This is a genomic window from Burkholderia sp. MBR-1, assembly GCF_013822785.1.
In the GTDB taxonomy this organism is placed as follows: domain Bacteria; phylum Pseudomonadota; class Gammaproteobacteria; order Burkholderiales; family Burkholderiaceae; genus Burkholderia; species Burkholderia vietnamiensis.
In genome coordinates, this window is record NZ_CP053610.1 from 1762662 (window position 1) to 1778688 (window position 16027).

Annotated in this window: 16 protein-coding genes; 10 read left to right on the top strand and 6 right to left on the bottom strand. The window is 67.7% G+C overall.

The window, feature by feature from the left end:
- The first annotated feature begins 10 nt into the window (after positions 1–10).
- Positions 11–589, top strand: a complete 579-nt coding sequence (locus MBR110_RS22460) for a peroxidase-related enzyme (RefSeq protein WP_181709349.1) — start codon at positions 11–13, stop codon at positions 587–589.
- A 136-nt stretch (positions 590–725) separates the two neighbouring features.
- Here the strand turns inward: MBR110_RS22460 and MBR110_RS22465 are convergent, their stop codons facing one another.
- Both MBR110_RS22465 and MBR110_RS22470 read right to left on the bottom strand, forming a co-directional pair.
- Positions 726–1601, bottom strand: coding sequence for an SDR family NAD(P)-dependent oxidoreductase (locus MBR110_RS22465; protein ID WP_176043885.1), 876 nt, complete (start codon positions 1599–1601; stop codon positions 726–728).
- Between the two features lie 214 nt (positions 1602–1815).
- Positions 1816–2394, bottom strand: a complete 579-nt coding sequence (locus MBR110_RS22470; protein ID WP_011880948.1) for a TetR/AcrR family transcriptional regulator — start codon at positions 2392–2394, stop codon at positions 1816–1818.
- Positions 2395–2598: 204 nt separating this feature from the next.
- Between MBR110_RS22470 and zwf the strand changes: the two genes are divergently transcribed.
- A complete protein-coding gene (gene zwf / locus MBR110_RS22475; RefSeq protein WP_126220661.1) occupies positions 2599–4074 on the top strand; it encodes a glucose-6-phosphate dehydrogenase in 1476 nt (491 codons plus the stop codon).
- 43 nt (positions 4075–4117) lie between these two features.
- On the opposite strand, the gene MBR110_RS22480 is transcribed toward zwf, so the two are convergent.
- Positions 4118–5065, bottom strand: coding sequence for a LysR family transcriptional regulator (locus tag MBR110_RS22480; protein WP_046424027.1), 948 nt, complete (start codon positions 5063–5065; stop codon positions 4118–4120).
- Between the two features lie 101 nt (positions 5066–5166).
- On the opposite strand from MBR110_RS22480, the gene MBR110_RS22485 reads away from it, so the two are divergent.
- The 5 genes from MBR110_RS22485 (at position 5167) to MBR110_RS22505 (ending at position 9791) form a co-directional block, all read left to right on the top strand.
- Positions 5167–6369 carry an MFS transporter gene (locus tag MBR110_RS22485; protein ID WP_034193366.1) on the top strand — a complete coding sequence of 401 codons (1203 nt, stop codon included), beginning with the start codon at positions 5167–5169 and terminating at the stop codon, positions 6367–6369.
- A 30-nt stretch (positions 6370–6399) separates the two neighbouring features.
- Positions 6400–6723, top strand: a complete 324-nt coding sequence (locus MBR110_RS22490) for a MoaF-related domain-containing protein (RefSeq protein ID WP_181709350.1) — start codon at positions 6400–6402, stop codon at positions 6721–6723.
- A 15-nt stretch (positions 6724–6738) separates the two neighbouring features.
- The gene (locus MBR110_RS22495; RefSeq protein ID WP_034193368.1) at positions 6739–7683 is read left to right on the top strand and encodes a TIGR03571 family LLM class oxidoreductase; all 945 of its coding nucleotides are present in this window, start codon (positions 6739–6741) and stop codon (positions 7681–7683) included.
- Between the two features lie 121 nt (positions 7684–7804).
- Complete coding sequence (gene dkgB, locus MBR110_RS22500) at positions 7805–8611, top strand: 2,5-didehydrogluconate reductase DkgB (RefSeq protein WP_059896402.1); 807 nt, start codon at positions 7805–7807, stop codon at positions 8609–8611.
- A 64-nt stretch (positions 8612–8675) separates the two neighbouring features.
- A complete protein-coding gene (locus MBR110_RS22505) occupies positions 8676–9791 on the top strand; it encodes an alkene reductase (RefSeq protein ID WP_034193370.1) in 1116 nt (371 codons plus the stop codon).
- 37 nt (positions 9792–9828) lie between these two features.
- Here the strand turns inward: MBR110_RS22505 and MBR110_RS22510 are convergent, their stop codons facing one another.
- Positions 9829–10494 (bottom strand): O-methyltransferase, encoded by a 666-nt coding sequence (locus MBR110_RS22510; RefSeq protein ID WP_059734692.1) that lies wholly within the window; start codon positions 10492–10494, stop codon positions 9829–9831.
- A 92-nt stretch (positions 10495–10586) separates the two neighbouring features.
- Here MBR110_RS22510 and MBR110_RS22515 point away from each other — a divergent pair, with 92 nt between their 5' ends.
- From MBR110_RS22515 to MBR110_RS22525, 3 genes are all read left to right on the top strand, one after another.
- Positions 10587–11237 carry a TetR family transcriptional regulator gene (locus tag MBR110_RS22515; RefSeq protein ID WP_014724114.1) on the top strand — a complete coding sequence of 217 codons (651 nt, stop codon included), beginning with the start codon at positions 10587–10589 and terminating at the stop codon, positions 11235–11237.
- Between the two features lie 401 nt (positions 11238–11638).
- The gene (locus MBR110_RS22520; RefSeq protein WP_059734691.1) at positions 11639–13033 is read left to right on the top strand and encodes an NCS2 family permease; all 1395 of its coding nucleotides are present in this window, start codon (positions 11639–11641) and stop codon (positions 13031–13033) included.
- A 196-nt stretch (positions 13034–13229) separates the two neighbouring features.
- Complete coding sequence (locus MBR110_RS22525) at positions 13230–13823, top strand: hypothetical protein (RefSeq protein ID WP_011880959.1); 594 nt, start codon at positions 13230–13232, stop codon at positions 13821–13823.
- Between the two features lie 132 nt (positions 13824–13955).
- On the opposite strand, the gene MBR110_RS22530 is transcribed toward MBR110_RS22525, so the two are convergent.
- Together MBR110_RS22530 and MBR110_RS22535 are read right to left on the bottom strand one after the other, a co-directional pair.
- Entirely contained in the window at positions 13956–14606 is a 651-nt protein-coding gene (locus MBR110_RS22530) for an ABC transporter ATP-binding protein (protein WP_034193440.1), read from the bottom strand.
- A gap of 11 nt (positions 14607–14617) precedes the next feature.
- On the bottom strand, positions 14618–15820 hold the full coding sequence (locus MBR110_RS22535; protein ID WP_059695108.1) for a hypothetical protein: 1203 nt from the start codon (positions 15818–15820) through the stop codon (positions 14618–14620).
- Positions 15821–16027 lie beyond the last annotated feature (207 nt).

The window sequence follows — 16027 nt, forward strand, 5'->3', positions numbered from 1 at the left end:
AGGAGACCCCATGACCGCTGCCGACCACGCGCCCATCAGCCGCTTCCCCGTGCCCGCGCTCGACGATCTGCCCGACGACATTCGCGCACGCATCGCCGCCGTTCAGGAGAAGTCGGGCTTCATCCCGAACGTGTTCGTCACGCTCGCGCATCGCCCGGACGAGTTTCGCGCGTTCTTCGCGTACCACGACGCACTGATGGACAAGCCCGGCAATCTCAGCAAGGCCGAACGGGAGATGATCGTCGTCGCGACCAGCAGCGCGAACCAGTGCCAGTATTGCGTGATCGCGCACGGCGCGATCCTGCGCATCCGCGCGAAGGATCCGCTGATCGCCGACCAGATCGCGACGAACTACCGCAAGGCCGACATCACCGCGCGGCAGAAGGCGATGCTCGACTTCGCGATGAAGGTCTCGCAGGCCGCGCATGAAGTGTGCGAAGCGGACTTCGACACGCTGAAGTCGCACGGCTTCAGCGACGACGACGCGTGGGACATCGCGGCGATCGCCGCGTTCTTCGGCATGTCGAACCGCCTCGCGAACGTGACGAACATGCGCCCGAACGCGCAGTTCTACGCGCTCGGGCGTTGACGGCGCGGGCCGTCGCGGGCGCAGCCGGCCTCGTGCTGCCGCGCCGTTCGCCGTATGCGCCGGCCGGTTCGCCGCACGCGTCACGTCGGCAGCGGCGCAGCCGCAGGACGCGCGGCCGAAACCGGCGCTTGCCCGCCTACCCGACCTGCTTCAACGTGTGCAGCCCCTCTGGCAGCTTCGCGTCGGGGAACATCGTCGACAACGTCGTATCGCGCCACCGCGCCGCCTCCTGTGCGCGCTGCGTTTCGGCCTGTTCGCAGACGAACAGCGCGTCGGCGCCGAGCAGCAGGCGCAACGGCACGTCGTCGCGGCGCGACAACTCGACGATCAGCGCCGCGATCCGGGCCGGGTCGCCGACTTCGCGGCCGCCATACGAGCCCAGCATGTCCAGCATTTTCCCGACCGACGGCTGATAGTCGGGCAGCAGCGCGTCGACTTCGCGCTTCGCCTGCGCGGCCCACTCGGTTCGCATCCCGCCCGGCTCCAGCGTGCACACGCGCACGCCGAACGGCGCAACTTCCTTCGCGAGCACATCGCTGAACCCGCCGACCGCCCACTTCGCGGCCTGATACGCCGAGAGGCCCGGCGTGGCCGTCCGCCCGCCCACCGACGACACCTGGAAGATGTGGCCCGAACGCTGCGCGCGCATCGTCGGCAGCACCGCGCGCGTGAGGTTGATCACGCCGAACAGGTTCGTGTCGATCTGGTCGCGGAACCGCTCGGCGCTCATCTGCTCGAACGGCGCCGTATGGCCGTAGCCGGCGTTGTTCACCAGCACATCGATACGACCGAACGCGTCGCGCGCGACAGCGGCCGCATGCGCGGCCGCGGCTTCGTCCGTCACGTCGTGCTGGACCGTTCGCAAGCGGTCGCCGTAACGTTCCGCCAAATCGGCAAGCCGCGCGGGATCGCGCGCCCCGGCCACCAATCGATCGCCCGCCGCCAGCACCGCTTCCGCGATCGAGCGCCCCAGGCCGCGCGCGGCCCCCGTCACAATCCAGACCTTCGACATATTCGACTCCCGTCCAACGTTGAACCGCTCACAATGAATGATTACTCACTCATTAATATCGACGCTACATCGGGCGCTTGCATCCTGTGTCACGCTGCTTGAGCCCGTGTTTCGTCACCGCGGCGGCGTCCGGTCCGGACGACCCCCGAACCGGGCGCGCCGTATTGCCTCACCCGCACGTTGCGCACGCCACCCCGGCGCGCCGCGCGACCGCTCACACCGCGTGCAATACCGCCCAGAGCGCGCGAAACCCGGCCTCCCGGTACGCATCGGCCGCGGCCGGCTCGCGCGCGATCGACTCCATCGCCGTTTCGGCGATGGCCGTAAACAACGACGCGCGAAACGCATGCGCATGCTCGGCCTGCAAGTCACCCGACGCGGCGGCGTGCTCGTGCAACAGCGCATGCACCGCGCCGAAGCCTTCGGCGCCTGCCGCACGATGAGCGTCGTCGATACGCCCGCTCACGATCAACTGCTGCAGCGCGCGCCGCCCGTCCGGGTTCGCGACGCCCCACGACACATAGCCGTTCCAGGCATGGCGCATCGCCTGCTCGGCCGATGCCTGCTCCGGAAAGCCGGTCATCATCGCGTCGCGCATGCCGGCCTTCAGGTCGAGATACAGCGCGTTCAGCAATGCATCCTTGCTGTCGAAATAGGTGAACACCGTGCCTTCCGCGACGCCGGCGAGCCGGGCGATGCGCGCCGTCGTCGCACTCGCGCCGTCCTCCGCGAGCGCGCGCGCCGCGGCGGCAAGGATGGCCTCCTGTTTGTCGGGACTGCGGGGACGGGCCACGTTCGGATCCTTTAATGAGTGAGCGCTCAATCATAATCAAGACGACGAATGAAACGCAAGCGCTGTTACAAGCGCGCCCACTGCAGACATCCCGCAGCAAAAACGTGCACTATTAGCGTTTCCACGTATCGGCGTGCCAACCCACCGGCGCCGGTGCTTCGATGTCCGTTCCAACGCTCACCCGTTTCAGACCGCGAATCCTCCATGACGAACAAGCCCAACCAGACCGAAGCCGAGCAGCCCGTCGACATGATCATCTTCGGCGGCGGCGGCGACCTGGCCGCCCGCAAACTGCTGCCCGCGCTCTACATGGCGCATCTGCACTGCAACCTGCCGCCGGACACGCGCATCATCGCGGTCGGCCGCCGCGACTGGGGCATCGACGGCTACCGCCAGTTCATGGACGAGCAGTCGCGCCCGTTCATCGACGCGAAGGCGTTCGACGCCGATGCCTGGGCGCGTTTCCTGGACCTCTTCAAGTACGTGCTGATCGACGTGAACGCGCCGCAGGACTACGCGCGGCTCGGCGAAGCGGCGCGTAGCGACGCGATCCGCGTGTTCTACCTGTCGACGTCGCCGGAGCTGTTCACGACGATCTGCGACAACCTGTCGGCCGCGCATCTGGTCGATGCGCGCTCGCGCGTCGTCCTCGAAAAGCCGCTCGGCCACGACCTCGCATCGGCGCAGGCGATCAACGATGCAGTCGGCAAGCATTTCACGGAATCGCAGATCTACCGGATCGACCATTACCTCGGCAAGGAGACGGTGCAGAACCTGATGGTGCTGCGCTTCGGCAATCCGATCTTCGGGCCGCTGTGGCAGGCGCCGAGCATCCGCAGCGTGCAGATCACGGTCGCGGAAACGGTCGGCGTGGGCAGCCGCGCGGGCTTCTACGACCACACCGGCGCGCTGCGCGACATGGTGCAGAACCACCTGCTGCAGCTGCTGTGCATCGTCGCGATGGAGCCGCCCGTGTCGCTCGACCCGGACGCGGTGCGCGACGAAAAGCTCAAGGTGCTGCGCTCGCTGCGGCCGATGGCGCTGTCGGACGTCGCGCGCGACACGGTGCGCGGCCAGTACACGGCCGGCGCCGTCGACGGCCAGCCGGTCAAGGGCTATCTCGAGGAAGACAACGTGCCGGCCGACAGCCACGCCGAGACGTTCGTGGCGCTGCGCGCGTACGTCAACAACTGGCGCTGGGCGAACGTGCCGTTCTTCCTGCGCACCGGCAAGCGGCTGCAGCGCCGCCAGTCGGAGATCGTGATCGAATTCGCGGACATGCCGTTCTCGATCATCCCGAGCGGCCCGCGCCACTACAGCAACCGCCTCGTGATCCAGCTGCAGCCGGAGGAATCGATCCAGCTGCAGATGCTCGCGAAGGAACCGGGCAGCGGGATGAAGATGGTGCCCGTGAGCCTGAACCTCGACCTGCAGCAGGCGATTCCGGAACGGCGCGCGGAAGCATACGAGCGGCTGCTGATCGACGTGATCCGCGGCCGCCTCACGCACTTCATGCGCCGCGACGAGCTCGAAGCCGCGTGGTCGTGGGTCGAGCCCATCCTCGACGGCTGGAAGCAGCTCGGCGACCGCCCGCGCCTCTATACGGCCGGCACGTTCGGGCCGGCCGCGTCGTCGGCGCTGCTCGCGCGCGACAACATGTCGTGGTCCGAAGAGGCGTAAGCCGCCCGCCGGCAGGCCCGCCGCGCACGCGCGCGGCGCGCCGTCACAGCGGCCCCATCCAGGCGGCCTTGCGCCGCGCCGGCGCTTCGCTGCCGGTGCCGCTGCCGCCGCGCAGCGCATCGATCAGGTAATCGACGAACGACGCGATCCGCGACGAAATCGCGGTGTTGCGGTAATACACCGCGTTGATCGGCTGGTCGACGTCGAGCGTGTGGCGCGTCAGCACCTGCACGAGCCGCCCGGCCTCGCGATCCTGCGCGGTCATGAAGTCCGACAGGCAGACGATGCCCGCGCCGTCGAGCGCGAGCTGCCGCAGCGTCTCGCCGCTCGACGACCAGATCGCCGGCTCGATGCGGGCCGGCTCGCCGTCCGCGCCGAGGATCGGCCACACGTTCAGCGATTCGGGCTGCGTGAAGCCGAGCAGCGTGTGCTTGCGCAGCTCGTCGACCTTGCGCGGCTGGCCGTGCGCGTCGAGGTACGCGGGGCTCGCGAGCATCCGCAGCCGGCTGTTGCCGATGCGCCGGCTGTGCAGCGTCGAATCCTTGAGCCGGCCGATCCGGATCGCGACGTCGGTGCGCCGCTCGAGCAGGTCGATGATCCCCTCGTTGCTGTTCAACTCCAGTTCGACCTTCGGAAAGCGTTCGCGGTAGCCGCGCACGAGCGGCACGATCACGTGCAGCATGAACGGCGTCGCCGCGTCGACGCGTAAGCGCCCCGACGGCATCTCGCGCCGCGCGAGCATCTGCTCCTCGGCATTCTCGACGGACTCGATGATCGCGCGCGCGTCCTGCAGGAACGCCCGCCCTTCCTCGGTGAGTTCGAGCCGGCGCGTGGTCCGGCGCAGCAGCGTGGTCTTGAGCTTCTCCTCGAGCCGCGCGAGCGTACGGCTCGCGGCCGACACGGTCAGGTCGAGCCGCTGCGCGGCAGCGGTGATCGAGCCGGTATCGACCACGGCAGCAAAGGCCTGGAGTTCGTCGAGCGTGATCTTCATTATTGATCTCAAATCAAAACAATTTGGTTTATAGACGAGTTTTTCCGCAAAAGTAAAGCCGGCACACTGCGATCCGTCCTCACCGGAACCAGGATCCCGTCATGCCACTCGCCCTACTTGCGCTGACCATCAGCGCGTTTGCCATCGGCACCACCGAGTTCGTGATCGTCGGGCTGATCCCGACCATCGGCGCCGATCTCGGCGTCAGCCTGCCGTCGGCCGGCCTGCTCGTCAGCCTCTATGCCTTGAGCGTCGCGATCGGCGCGCCGCTGCTCACCGCGCTCACCGCCCGCGTGCCGCGCAAGACGCTGCTCGCCGCGCTGATGGCGCTGTTCACGATCGGCAATCTCGTCGCGTGGCAGGCGCCCGGCTACGAATCGCTGATCGTCGCGCGCATCCTCACCGGCCTCGCGCACGGCGTGTTCTTCTCGGTCGGCTCGATCATCGCGACCACGCTGGTGCCGAAGGAGAAGGCCGCCAGCGCGATCGCGACGATGTTCAGCGGGATGACCGTCGCGTTCGTCGCGGGCATTCCGCTCGGCACCTTCATCGGCCAGCACTTCGGCTGGCGCGCGACGTTCCTGATCGTCGCGCTGTTCGGCGTCGTCGCGTTCGCGGGCGCGGTGGCGTTCGTGCCGCGCGGCCTGCCGCAGACGGCGCCCGCGCCGCTCGCCCGCCAGTTCCGCGTGCTCGCGCAGCCGCGCCTGCTGCTCGTCTATGCGATGACGGCGGTCGGCTACGGCGGTTCGCTGATCGCATTCACCTACATGGCGCCGCTGCTCGAACGGATCGCCGGCTTCACGCCGTCGCAGATCAGCCTCGTGCTGGTCGGCTACGGCGTGTCGGTCGCGTTCGGCAACGTGTGGGGCGGCAAGCTCGCCGACCGCGTCGGCCCCGTCGGCGCGCTCAAGCGGATCTTCCTGCTGCTCGCCGTCGTGCTGCTCGCGCTGACCTTCACCGTGCACGTGAAATGGCTCGCGGTGCTGACGATGCTCGCGTGGGGCGCGGTCGCGTTCGGCAACGTGCCGGGCCTGCAGGTGTACGTCGTCAAGCAGGCGCGCCACTTCGCGCCGGACGCCACCGACGTCGCCTCGGGCTTCAACATCGCCGCGTTCAACCTCGGCGTCGCGGGCGGCTCGTCGCTCGGCGGGCTGATCGTCGCGAACGTGGGCCTCGGCCATACGCCGTGGATCGCCGCGCTGGTCACGCTCGGCGCGTTCGCGCTGACCGCGCTCAGCGGCCGCCTCGACCGCAGCGCCGGGCTGCCGGAACGCACGGCCGAACCCGTCGAACTCGCCCATTGAACGTCACCCTTTTTGCAGGAGCGACCCAGCATGAATGCATCGACCCGACGTCCGCCGTTCGCCGGCAAGACGTTCGAAGTCCGTTACGACGGGCTGACCGCCCTCAACGCCTATGACGAGGGCGGCCGCCACATGCGCTACGCGATCACCGACGGCCCGTACGCGGGTGCGACGGGCGAAGTCGAATACACGTGGCAGCCCGTCGCCGCCGACACCTACGCGATCGCGTGGCAGGAAGCCGATCGCGCGACCGTCGTGCACATCGACGATTTCGCGGCCGGCACGTCGCGCACGTTCTTCACCGCGGCGTCGCTCGATTTCCACCGGCTCGACGGCAGCCTGCGCGCGGTCTGAACGGAGACGTCCATCATGTCCACGTCACTTCAAGCGCTCGCCGCCGGCTGCTTCAGCATCGGCATCGAGCTGCCGCTCGACAACGACTGGTCGCCGGCCGGCGACGCGAAGCGCCAGCACGACGGCCGCCGCCCCGGCGTGCCGGATCTGGCCAGGCACGCGGAACTCGCGCGACTGGCCGACACGCTCGGCTTCCGCGCGCTCTGGGTGCGCGACGTGCCGGTGTACGACCCGTCGTTCGGCGATGCCGCGCAGGTGTTCGAGGCGTTCTCGTATCTCGGCTACCTCGCGGGCATCACGCGCGACATCCTGCTCGGCACGGCGGCCGTCGTGCTGCCGCTGCGCGAGCCGCTGCTGACGCTCAAATCGGCCGCGACGATCGACGCGCTGAGCGGCGGCCGCCTGCTGCTCGGCGTCGCGAGCGGCGACCGGCCGGTCGAATATCCTCTGTTCGGCCGCGATTTCGCGTCGCGCGGCGCGAATTTCCGTGCGCAGATCGCGTTGCTGCGCGACGGCGCGCGCGGCCACCTGCCGCCGGGGCTCGAGGTCCTGCCGCACGTCGCCGCGCCGCTGCCGCTGCTCGTCGCGGGCCTCGCGCAGCAGACGCCCGCGTGGATCGGCGAACACCTGGACGGCTGCCTCGCGTATCCCGGCACGCCGGACGATCACCGGCAGCGCGCCGCGAACTGGCGCGCGGTGGCCGGCAACAAGCCGTACGTGAGCTTCATCCACCTCGATCTCGCCGAGGACCCGCACGAACCGCTGCAGCGCCACCGCTTCGGCGCGCGCGCCGGGCGCATCGCGCTGGCCGAGGAACTCGCGGCGATGCGCGACGCGGGCGTGCAGCACATCGGGCTGCACTTCCGGCGCAATCGCCGGCCGCTCGACGAGACGATGTCCGAGATCGCGACGCACGTGCTGCCCGCGTTCCATGCGCCCGCAACGACCCGCGCCGCATAGCGCCGCACGATCCTTGATCTGAAATCAAATATTTTTGACCTCTGACGGCGTTTATCTCATCAGTTGCACCCGCCAGAATGACCCCATACCGCAACCGTTCCACCTCTTCCAGGAGCACACGATGAGCAAGATTCCCGCCTTCGGCCTCGGCACGTTCCGCCTGCAGGGCCAGGTCGTCATCGACTCGGTCCGCAACGGCCTCGAGCTCGGCTATCGCGCGATCGACACCGCACAGATCTACGGCAACGAAGCGGAAGTCGGCGCGGCGATCGCGGCATCGGGCGTGCGTCGCGAAGACCTGTTCGTCACGACCAAGATCTGGGTCGACAACTACGCGCCGGACAAGCTCGCGGCGAGCCTCGAGGACAGCCTGCGCAAGCTGCGCACCGACTACGTCGACCTGACGCTGATCCACTGGCCGGCGCCCGACAACGGCGTGTCGGTCGACGCGTTCATGACCGCGCTGGCCGACGCGAAGTCGAAGGGCCTCACGCGCGAGATCGGCGTGTCGAACTTCAACATCGCGCTGACGAAGGAAGCGATCGCGGCCGTCGGCAGCGACGCGATCGCGACGAACCAGATCGAGCTGAGCCCGTATCTGCAGAACCGCAAGCTCGTCGAGTTTCTGCAGAGCGAAGGCATCCACGTGACGTCGTACATGACGCTCGCCTACGGCAAGGTGCTCGGCGACCCGGTGCTCGACGCGATCGCGCGACGCCACCGCGCGACGCCGGCGCAGGTCGCGCTCGCGTGGGCGCTGCAGCTCGGCTACTCCGTCATTCCGTCGTCGACCAAGCGCGAGCACCTCGCGAGCAACCTGCTCGCGCAGACGCTGCGCCTCACCGACGAAGACCTCGCGCAGATCGCCACGCTCGAGCGCAACGGCCGCGAAGTGGATCCGGCCGGCCTCGCCCCGCAGTGGGACTGAGCGCGCCCATCCGTCGATCGACCCATGCGCGGCCAGCCGGCCGCGGCACTCAAAGGACACCAGCATGAACCACGACCCGCTGTTCCAACCGCTGCAATTCGGCGCGCTGACGCTGCCGAACCGTATCGTGATGCCGCCGATGACGCGCTCACGCGCGACCCAGCCCGGCGACGAAGCGAACGAACTGATGGCCGAGTATTACGCGCAACGCGCGAGCGCCGGCCTGATCGTCAGCGAAGGCACCTACATCGCGCCGCTCGGCAAGGGCTACGCGTGGACGCCCGGCATTCATACGCGCTCGCAGGTCGCCGGCTGGCGCAAGGTGACCGACGCCGTGCATGCCGCGCACGGCCGCATCTTCGCGCAGCTGTGGCACGTCGGCCGCCTGAGCCACACGAGCCTGCTCGGCGGCGCGCAGCCGGTGTCGTCGTCGCCGCTCCAGGCGAAGGGCGTGAACGTGTTCATCGCCGGCGACGACGGCAGCACGCCGGGCTTCGTGCAGGCGTCCGAGCCGCGCGCGCTGACGGTCGCCGAGATCGGCGAGATCGTCGCTCAATACCGCGCCGCCGCGCGCAACGCGATGGAAGCCGGCTTCGACGGCGTCGAGCTGCACGGCGCGAACGGCTATCTCGTGAACCAGTTCATCGACTCGAACGCGAACACGCGCACCGACGCATACGGCGGCTCGCTGGAGAACCGTCTGCGCTTCCTGCGCGAAGTCGCGCAGGCGCTGATCGAAGGCACCGGCGACGCGTCGCGCGTCGGCATCCGCCTCGCGCCGCTGACCACGCTGAACGGTTGCGTCGACGACGATCCCGAAACGACCTACCTCGCGGCCGCGACGCTGCTCGGCGAACTGGGCGTCGGCTATCTGCACATCGCCGAAGCCGACTGGGACGACGCGCCGCTGATGCCGCCGGCATTCAAGCAGAAGCTGCGCGCGGCGTTCGGCGGCGTGCTGATCTATGCGGGCAAGTACACCGCCGAGCGCGCGCGCGAAGCGATCGCCGCCGGCTGGGCCGATCTCATCGCCTTCGGCCGCCCGTTCGTCGCGAACCCCGACCTGCCCGAACGCCTGCGCAGCGGCGCCGCGCTCGCGCCGCACGATCGCAACACGCTGTTCGGCGGCGGCGCCAAGGGCCTCACCGACTACCCGGCGCTCGCGCAGGCTTGCGCGTGAACGTGAACGTGAGCGCCCGCGCGATGGCGCGCCGATGTCAGACGAGCCGCATCGACAGCTCGACGTCGGCGCCGAACGGCACCGACAGGTAGCCGTTCGCCGGCGCGCGCACGTAGTCGAGGTAGTCGGGGCTGTGCTCGGCGTTGTCGGCGACGATGAATGCGCCGCGCCGCAGCCGCGGCTCGACGCGCGCGAGTATCTCCGGATACAGCGCCTTCGCGCCGTCGAGCAGCAGCAGGTCGACGGTGGCCGGCAGGTCGATCGCGAGCGTCTGCAGCGCATCGCCTGCGCGAATCTCGACCAGATCCGCGAGCCCGGCCGCCGCGAGGTTCGCGCTCGCGCGCGCCACCTTCGACGCCTCGAATTCGCTCGTGATCACGCGGCCGCCGCCGTTGTCGCGCAGCGCGGCCGCCAGATGTAGCGTCGAGATGCCGAACGACGTGCCGAACTCGACGATCGAGCGCGCGCCGCAACCGCGCGCGAGCATGTACAGCAGCGTGCCCGTCTCGCGCGACACCGCGAGCGGATAGTCCTTCAGACCTGCATAGAAATCGGCGTAATCGGTCTTGCTGCGCATCAGCCGCGCCAGCTCGTCGCGCGACACGCCGGCGAACGCCGGGTCCGACGCGGGCGACGACGCGTCGGCTTCGTCGAACAGGCGCGCGAGCAGCGATGCGAGCGGATCTTGAATCAGGGTGGTCATGCAAATCTCCGGGTCAGGTTGAGCGCGTCAGGGCGCCCGACTAGAATATGACGAACTATTCACGTTTTACTATTCGCATTCCCGGAGCCGCCATGACCGACCGCCGCACCACCCGGATCGCCTCACGCAGACTGCCTCGGCAGGCCCGCTCGACCCAACTCGTCGACGCCGTGCTGCAGGCCGCTGTTCAGGTTCTGGCGGCCGAAGGCGCGCAGCGCTTCACGATGGCGCGCGTCGCCGAGCGTGCCGGCGTGAGCGTCGGCTCGCTGTATCAGTACTTCCCGAACAAGGCCGCCGTGCTGTTCCGCCTGCAGCACGACGAATGGCGGCAAACCTCCGGCATGCTGTGCGCGATGCTGCAGGACGGCGCGAAGACGCCGCTCGAGCGCCTGCGCACTGCCGTCCATGCGTTCGTGCGCTCGGAGTGCGACGAGGCGCCGATGCGCACCGCACTCGACGACGCCGCGCCGCTCTATCGCGATGCGCCCGAGGCGCGCGAACTGAAAGCCGAAAGCGAGCGCGTGTTCGGCGCGTTCATGCGCGAAGCGCTGCCGGACGTGCCGGACGCCGCGCGCACGCTCGCGGGCGACCTGATCGTGACCACGCTCACGGCGGGCGGCAAGGCGTTTTCCGAGACCGAACGCAGCGCGGCCGAGATCGACGCGTACTCGAACGCGATGGCCGACATGTTCTGCGCATATCTCGAGCATCTGGTCCGTGGCGCGCATCCCGCGCGCGACTGAGGCAGCGCGGCCGCGCTGCGCTGCCGCTGCAGTGCCACTGCCGCCCATCCCGCCTACGAATAGTCGCCTTAACGGATTCGAACTAGGCGTATACGCGCGTTCCTCGTCGACGAAGCCCCGCGGCACGCGGATATAAGCGCGCCGACATGCGCTGCATGCCGTTCCTCCAATGGGACGCGCCGGGCCGTTCGCCTAACCTTCGCTACGGCAAAGCACGCGGCCGAGTCCGCCTCGCCGCGCGTGGTACGACGCGACGCACGCGCGCCGGTTGGCGCGCGGCCGGAGACACCCGCCGCGCATCATGCGTGCGCACGACGATGCCGATCATTCCAACCAGATTCGAGACACCCTGACGACGGTCCGCCGCGGCCGTTTCAGCATGCTGATAAAGGAGCAAGCTCATGAGTGATACCCCGGTGCAGCCGACGGTCGGCGTCGGCGTCGGCGCGGAAGAAACGGACTTCGGCACCAAGGGAGTCATCGACCGGTACTTCGACATCTCGTCGCGCGGCAGCACGCAGCGCCGCGAAATCGTCGCGGGCGTGACCACGTTCCTCGCGATGGTCTATTCGGTGTTCGTCGTGCCCGGCATGTTGGGCAAGGCCGGTTTCGACACGAGCGCCGTGTTCGTCGCGGTCTGCCTGACCACGGCGTTCGGCTCGCTGCTGATGGGCCTGTGGGCGAAGCTGCCGATCGCCATCGGCTGCGCGATCTCGCTGACCGCATTCACAGCGTTCGGCCTCGTGCTCGGCAAGGGCCTGCACCCGAGCGTCGCGCTCGGCGCCGTGTTCGTGATGGGCGTCGTGTTCACCGGCATCTCGGTCACCGGCGTGCGCTCGTGGATCCTGCGCAATCTGCCCGCGGGCGTCGCGCACGGCACCGGGATCGGCATCGGCCTGTTCCTGCTGCTGATCGCGTCGAACGACGTCGGCCTCGTCGTGAAGAATCCGGGCGCGGGGCTGCCGGTGTCGCTCGGCCAGATCACCGCGTTCCCGGCGATCATGTCGATCGTCGGGCTCGCCGCGATCTTCGGGCTCGAGAAGCGGCGCGTGCCGGGCGGCATCCTGCTCGTGGTGGTGGCCGTGTCGGCGATTGGCCTCGCGTTCGATCCCGCGGTGAAGTACCGCGGCATCTTCGCGCTGCCGTCGCTCAGTGCGCCGGGCCACGCGTCGCTGATCGGCGCGATGGACATCAAGGGCGCGCTGTCGATGGCCGTGCTGCCGAGCGTGCTGGCGCTCGTGATGACCGCCGTGTTCGACGCGACGGGCACGATTCGCGCGGTGGCGGGACAAGCCGGCCAGCTCGATGCGCACGGCCGCATCGTCAACGGCGGCCGCGCGCTGACCGCCGATTCGGTCAGCTCGATCTTCTCCGGCTTCCTCGGCGGCGCACCGGCGGCGGCCTACATCGAGTCGAGCGTCGGCGTGGCCGCCGGCGCGAAGACGGGCCTCGCGGCAGCGGTGGTCGGCGTGCTGTTTCTCGTCGTGATGTTCTTCTCGCCGCTCGCGGCGCTCGTGCCGTCGTATGCGACGGCGCCCGCGCTGATGTACGTCGGCCTGCTGATGCTCGGCAGCGTGAGCAAGCTGCACATGGACGACGTCGTCGACGCGATGTCGGGCCTCGTGTGCGCCGTCTTCATCGTGCTGACCGCGAACATCGTGACGGGCATCATGCTCGGCTTTTCGACGCTCGTGATCGGCCGCGTCGCGAGCGGCGAATCGCGCAAGCTGAACGTCGGCACCGTGCTGATCGCGGCCGTGCTCGTGACGTTCTATCTCGGCGGCTGGGCGATCTGAAGCCGGTGCGCAGCGGGACGGGAATGTTTGCGTTCACGCTCACCGGCGAGCGCTCTGCAGGCCCGGAAGCGGATGTTTCCAGGCTTTTTTGCCCGTACGGGCGTGGTGCTTCGCAGATGCGGCGAGCGCGTGCTGGCGCGTCGAATCACGATTGCGCACGCGGTGCTACGATCGCGCTTTGTGTTCCGGAACCGTCATGAATCCGTTCGGTATCGTCTCCGAATCAGATACGCGGACCGCGCCGCGCAAGCCGCCGTTCATCCCGTCGTTCGGCTTCGTCGAAACGCACGAATCGCAGCCGATCGACGCGCCGTCGGCTCGCATCATCGATGCCGTCGCCGCGCTCGACATGCGCGCCGATCCGGTGATCGATGCGCTGCTCGCCGTGCGCGAAGCGCCGGCGGCCGTCGCTCGTTTGGTGGGCCGCCGCAGCGGCGGCGCTGCGCGTGAACGCTTCGGCTTCGATACGTTCACGCTGCTGCATCGCGACGATACGTCGCTGTCGCTTGGCCTCGTCGGCCGCTTCTGGCGTCCGACGCCCGACGTCCGGCCAATCGACGACGCCGCGGCGTTCGTGCGGCACGCCGATCCCCACGACGCGAAGCTGGTGCTCAGGTTCGAGGTCGTCGGGCTGCCGAGCGGCGCGCGGTTCTTGCGCACGGAAACCTTCGTTCATTGCCCGAGCAAGCGCACGCGCGCGCTGTTCGTGCCGTACTGGCTCGCGATCCGGCTCGCGAGCGGCTGGATTCGGCGGCGGACGCTCGCGGCTGTGGAGCTTGCGGTGGGGTGAGGTGGATAGATAGCGTTGGATCAAGGGGGGCGGTTGGGCCGCCACCCGTCATCGGCAGGCTGCTTCTGCTTCTCTCACTCCGGTTGCCCAGCGGAAACGAACCATAGGCACCGAAACCATCGGGTATTGAGATTACTGACTGAACGGCTGAACCGGCGCGCTATCCGACCTACCGAGATCGGCAAAATTGAGCGTCCTGGCACCGCAGCCTTCTACCAGCTTGGGATCGTGGCTCGAAAAGAACACGACTCGATCTTTCGCCAGCGTGCGGAACAAGTCCATCAGGACACCGCGCGCAGCGGCGTCGAGCCCGTCGCCAGGTTCGTCCGCCACTACGACTGAGGATTCCCCTAGCGTGATGGCGCTCAAATAAATCTTCTTGCGGGTGCCGAGTGACATCTGTTCAAAACGCTTTTCCAGGTGCGACGCCAACCCGAAGCGATGTGCCAGATCGAGAGTGTCGCGACCGACTACCGTCCTTTTGATCGAGGCGACGAATTCGAGAAACTCGCGTCCAGTCTGGAACGGATACGCCATGCAGTCGTCCGGCACGTATGCTAGTGAAGACTTTGCCTTGAGCGGCGCGTCACGTAGTGAATGACCATTGATCCACACGTTACCTTCGTCGGCATCGATGGTCCCGGCGAGGATGCCAAGCAGCGTCGACTTGCCGCTGCCGTTCTCATCACAAAGCGCCACGCACCCTGCCCCGGTCACGTGGTGCAGCCCTTGGAATACGACGTACTCACCATAGCGCTTGCTGATGTTTTCGATTCGAAGCATTGTGAAGTCCATCAGATGAAGATTTGCCATGCGGCGACGATCCAGCTCACGGCGAGTGTTACGCCGAGCAAAACGGATTCTCTCGGAGCATAGCGTTGTGGCAAGCGCAGCAGCGCAAGCAGAGGCGCGCCTGCCGATACGATCGCAACGGCGACGTGGACCGACAGGGCTCCGTGCGCTACCAGAAGCACCGGCGCGACGGCGGCAAATGGCAGTGCGAGCATGACGACCGTCAGTACATCCGCACGAACCTGCACCATCGAGCCTAGCGGGAGCGATCGCACAAAATGGGCCGCCCGAACGTGACTCGCACGCAAATCGCGATAGGTCGTTGACGCGATCAGCGCGATCACGGCCTGTGCGATCAGCGTCAACGGCACGGCGCGCGTGTCGAAACCCCAAAGGTCAACCATGTAACAGGTAGAAGCGGCGACCGCGCCCATGACTGCGCAGCGGCTGACGGTCTCTGCGAAGTGACGCCCTAGAATACCGAGCTGCAGGTTGACGAAAACCGGAAGCCGATGTGCCGTATTTGCGGACATGCGACCGACTACTCGACGCCACGTCGGACCAAACTGCCTCGCACGCGGAGAGGATGCCGCAGGCGCATGGGCCAACGCGAACGCAGCAAGGATCAGCGACGCTGCTAGCAGTAGCGTCCGCACGGCGTTATCCGTCTGCAGCGCGCCGATCAGAACGAGATTGGCAACCACCAACGGAATTCCGTTACTGATATTGCGCGACAACGCGGCCAATTGCCATCCAAGCGTAATCATCGTCAGAGCGATAACGTACAGATAGTTCGAGGCCTTATCCGGCAAATAAGCGAACGCGATCGCTGCGGAAATGACGGGGAACAGCAGCGGCGTACTGGCAATCAGCACGACGGCTGCATCGAGGGCACGGCGATGCCGATCAGAAACAGGCAACGATTTGACGAAGACGGCAAACGGGCCGCCGCTAATGGCCGTACGTTGGATTAGCACCCAAAGCATGCCGATGGCTTCGAGCATATGCACCCAGACGAACCGCCATTCGAAGCCATGCTCCGGGGCCAAAGGTGCGAGTACCGGCGCACCCAGGAGGCGGGACTGTGCGAATACGGGCATTGTGGGCAGCAGCAGCAGGACAGTAAGGGATAGCGCCTGCCAGTGCCTATGCAGCACCCGGGCCGTCGCCAGTACGTACCAACGCAATCGCCACGAAAGCATCATTCTTATTCCCGTAATGCGCCACGCGGCCCCGCATGATCGAAGCGGTATCCTGCCATGTCGGCCGGCACGGCACAACTCGTACGCCACTGCCGCGCAGGCTGGATGAGCGTCGGGCAACTGTGTCGAAGGAAGCATATGGGGCGTTTGTCGGAATAGCGCATATAGGTTGGATCCGCAGCCACTTTGAGCATTCACCGATGTCCGCGC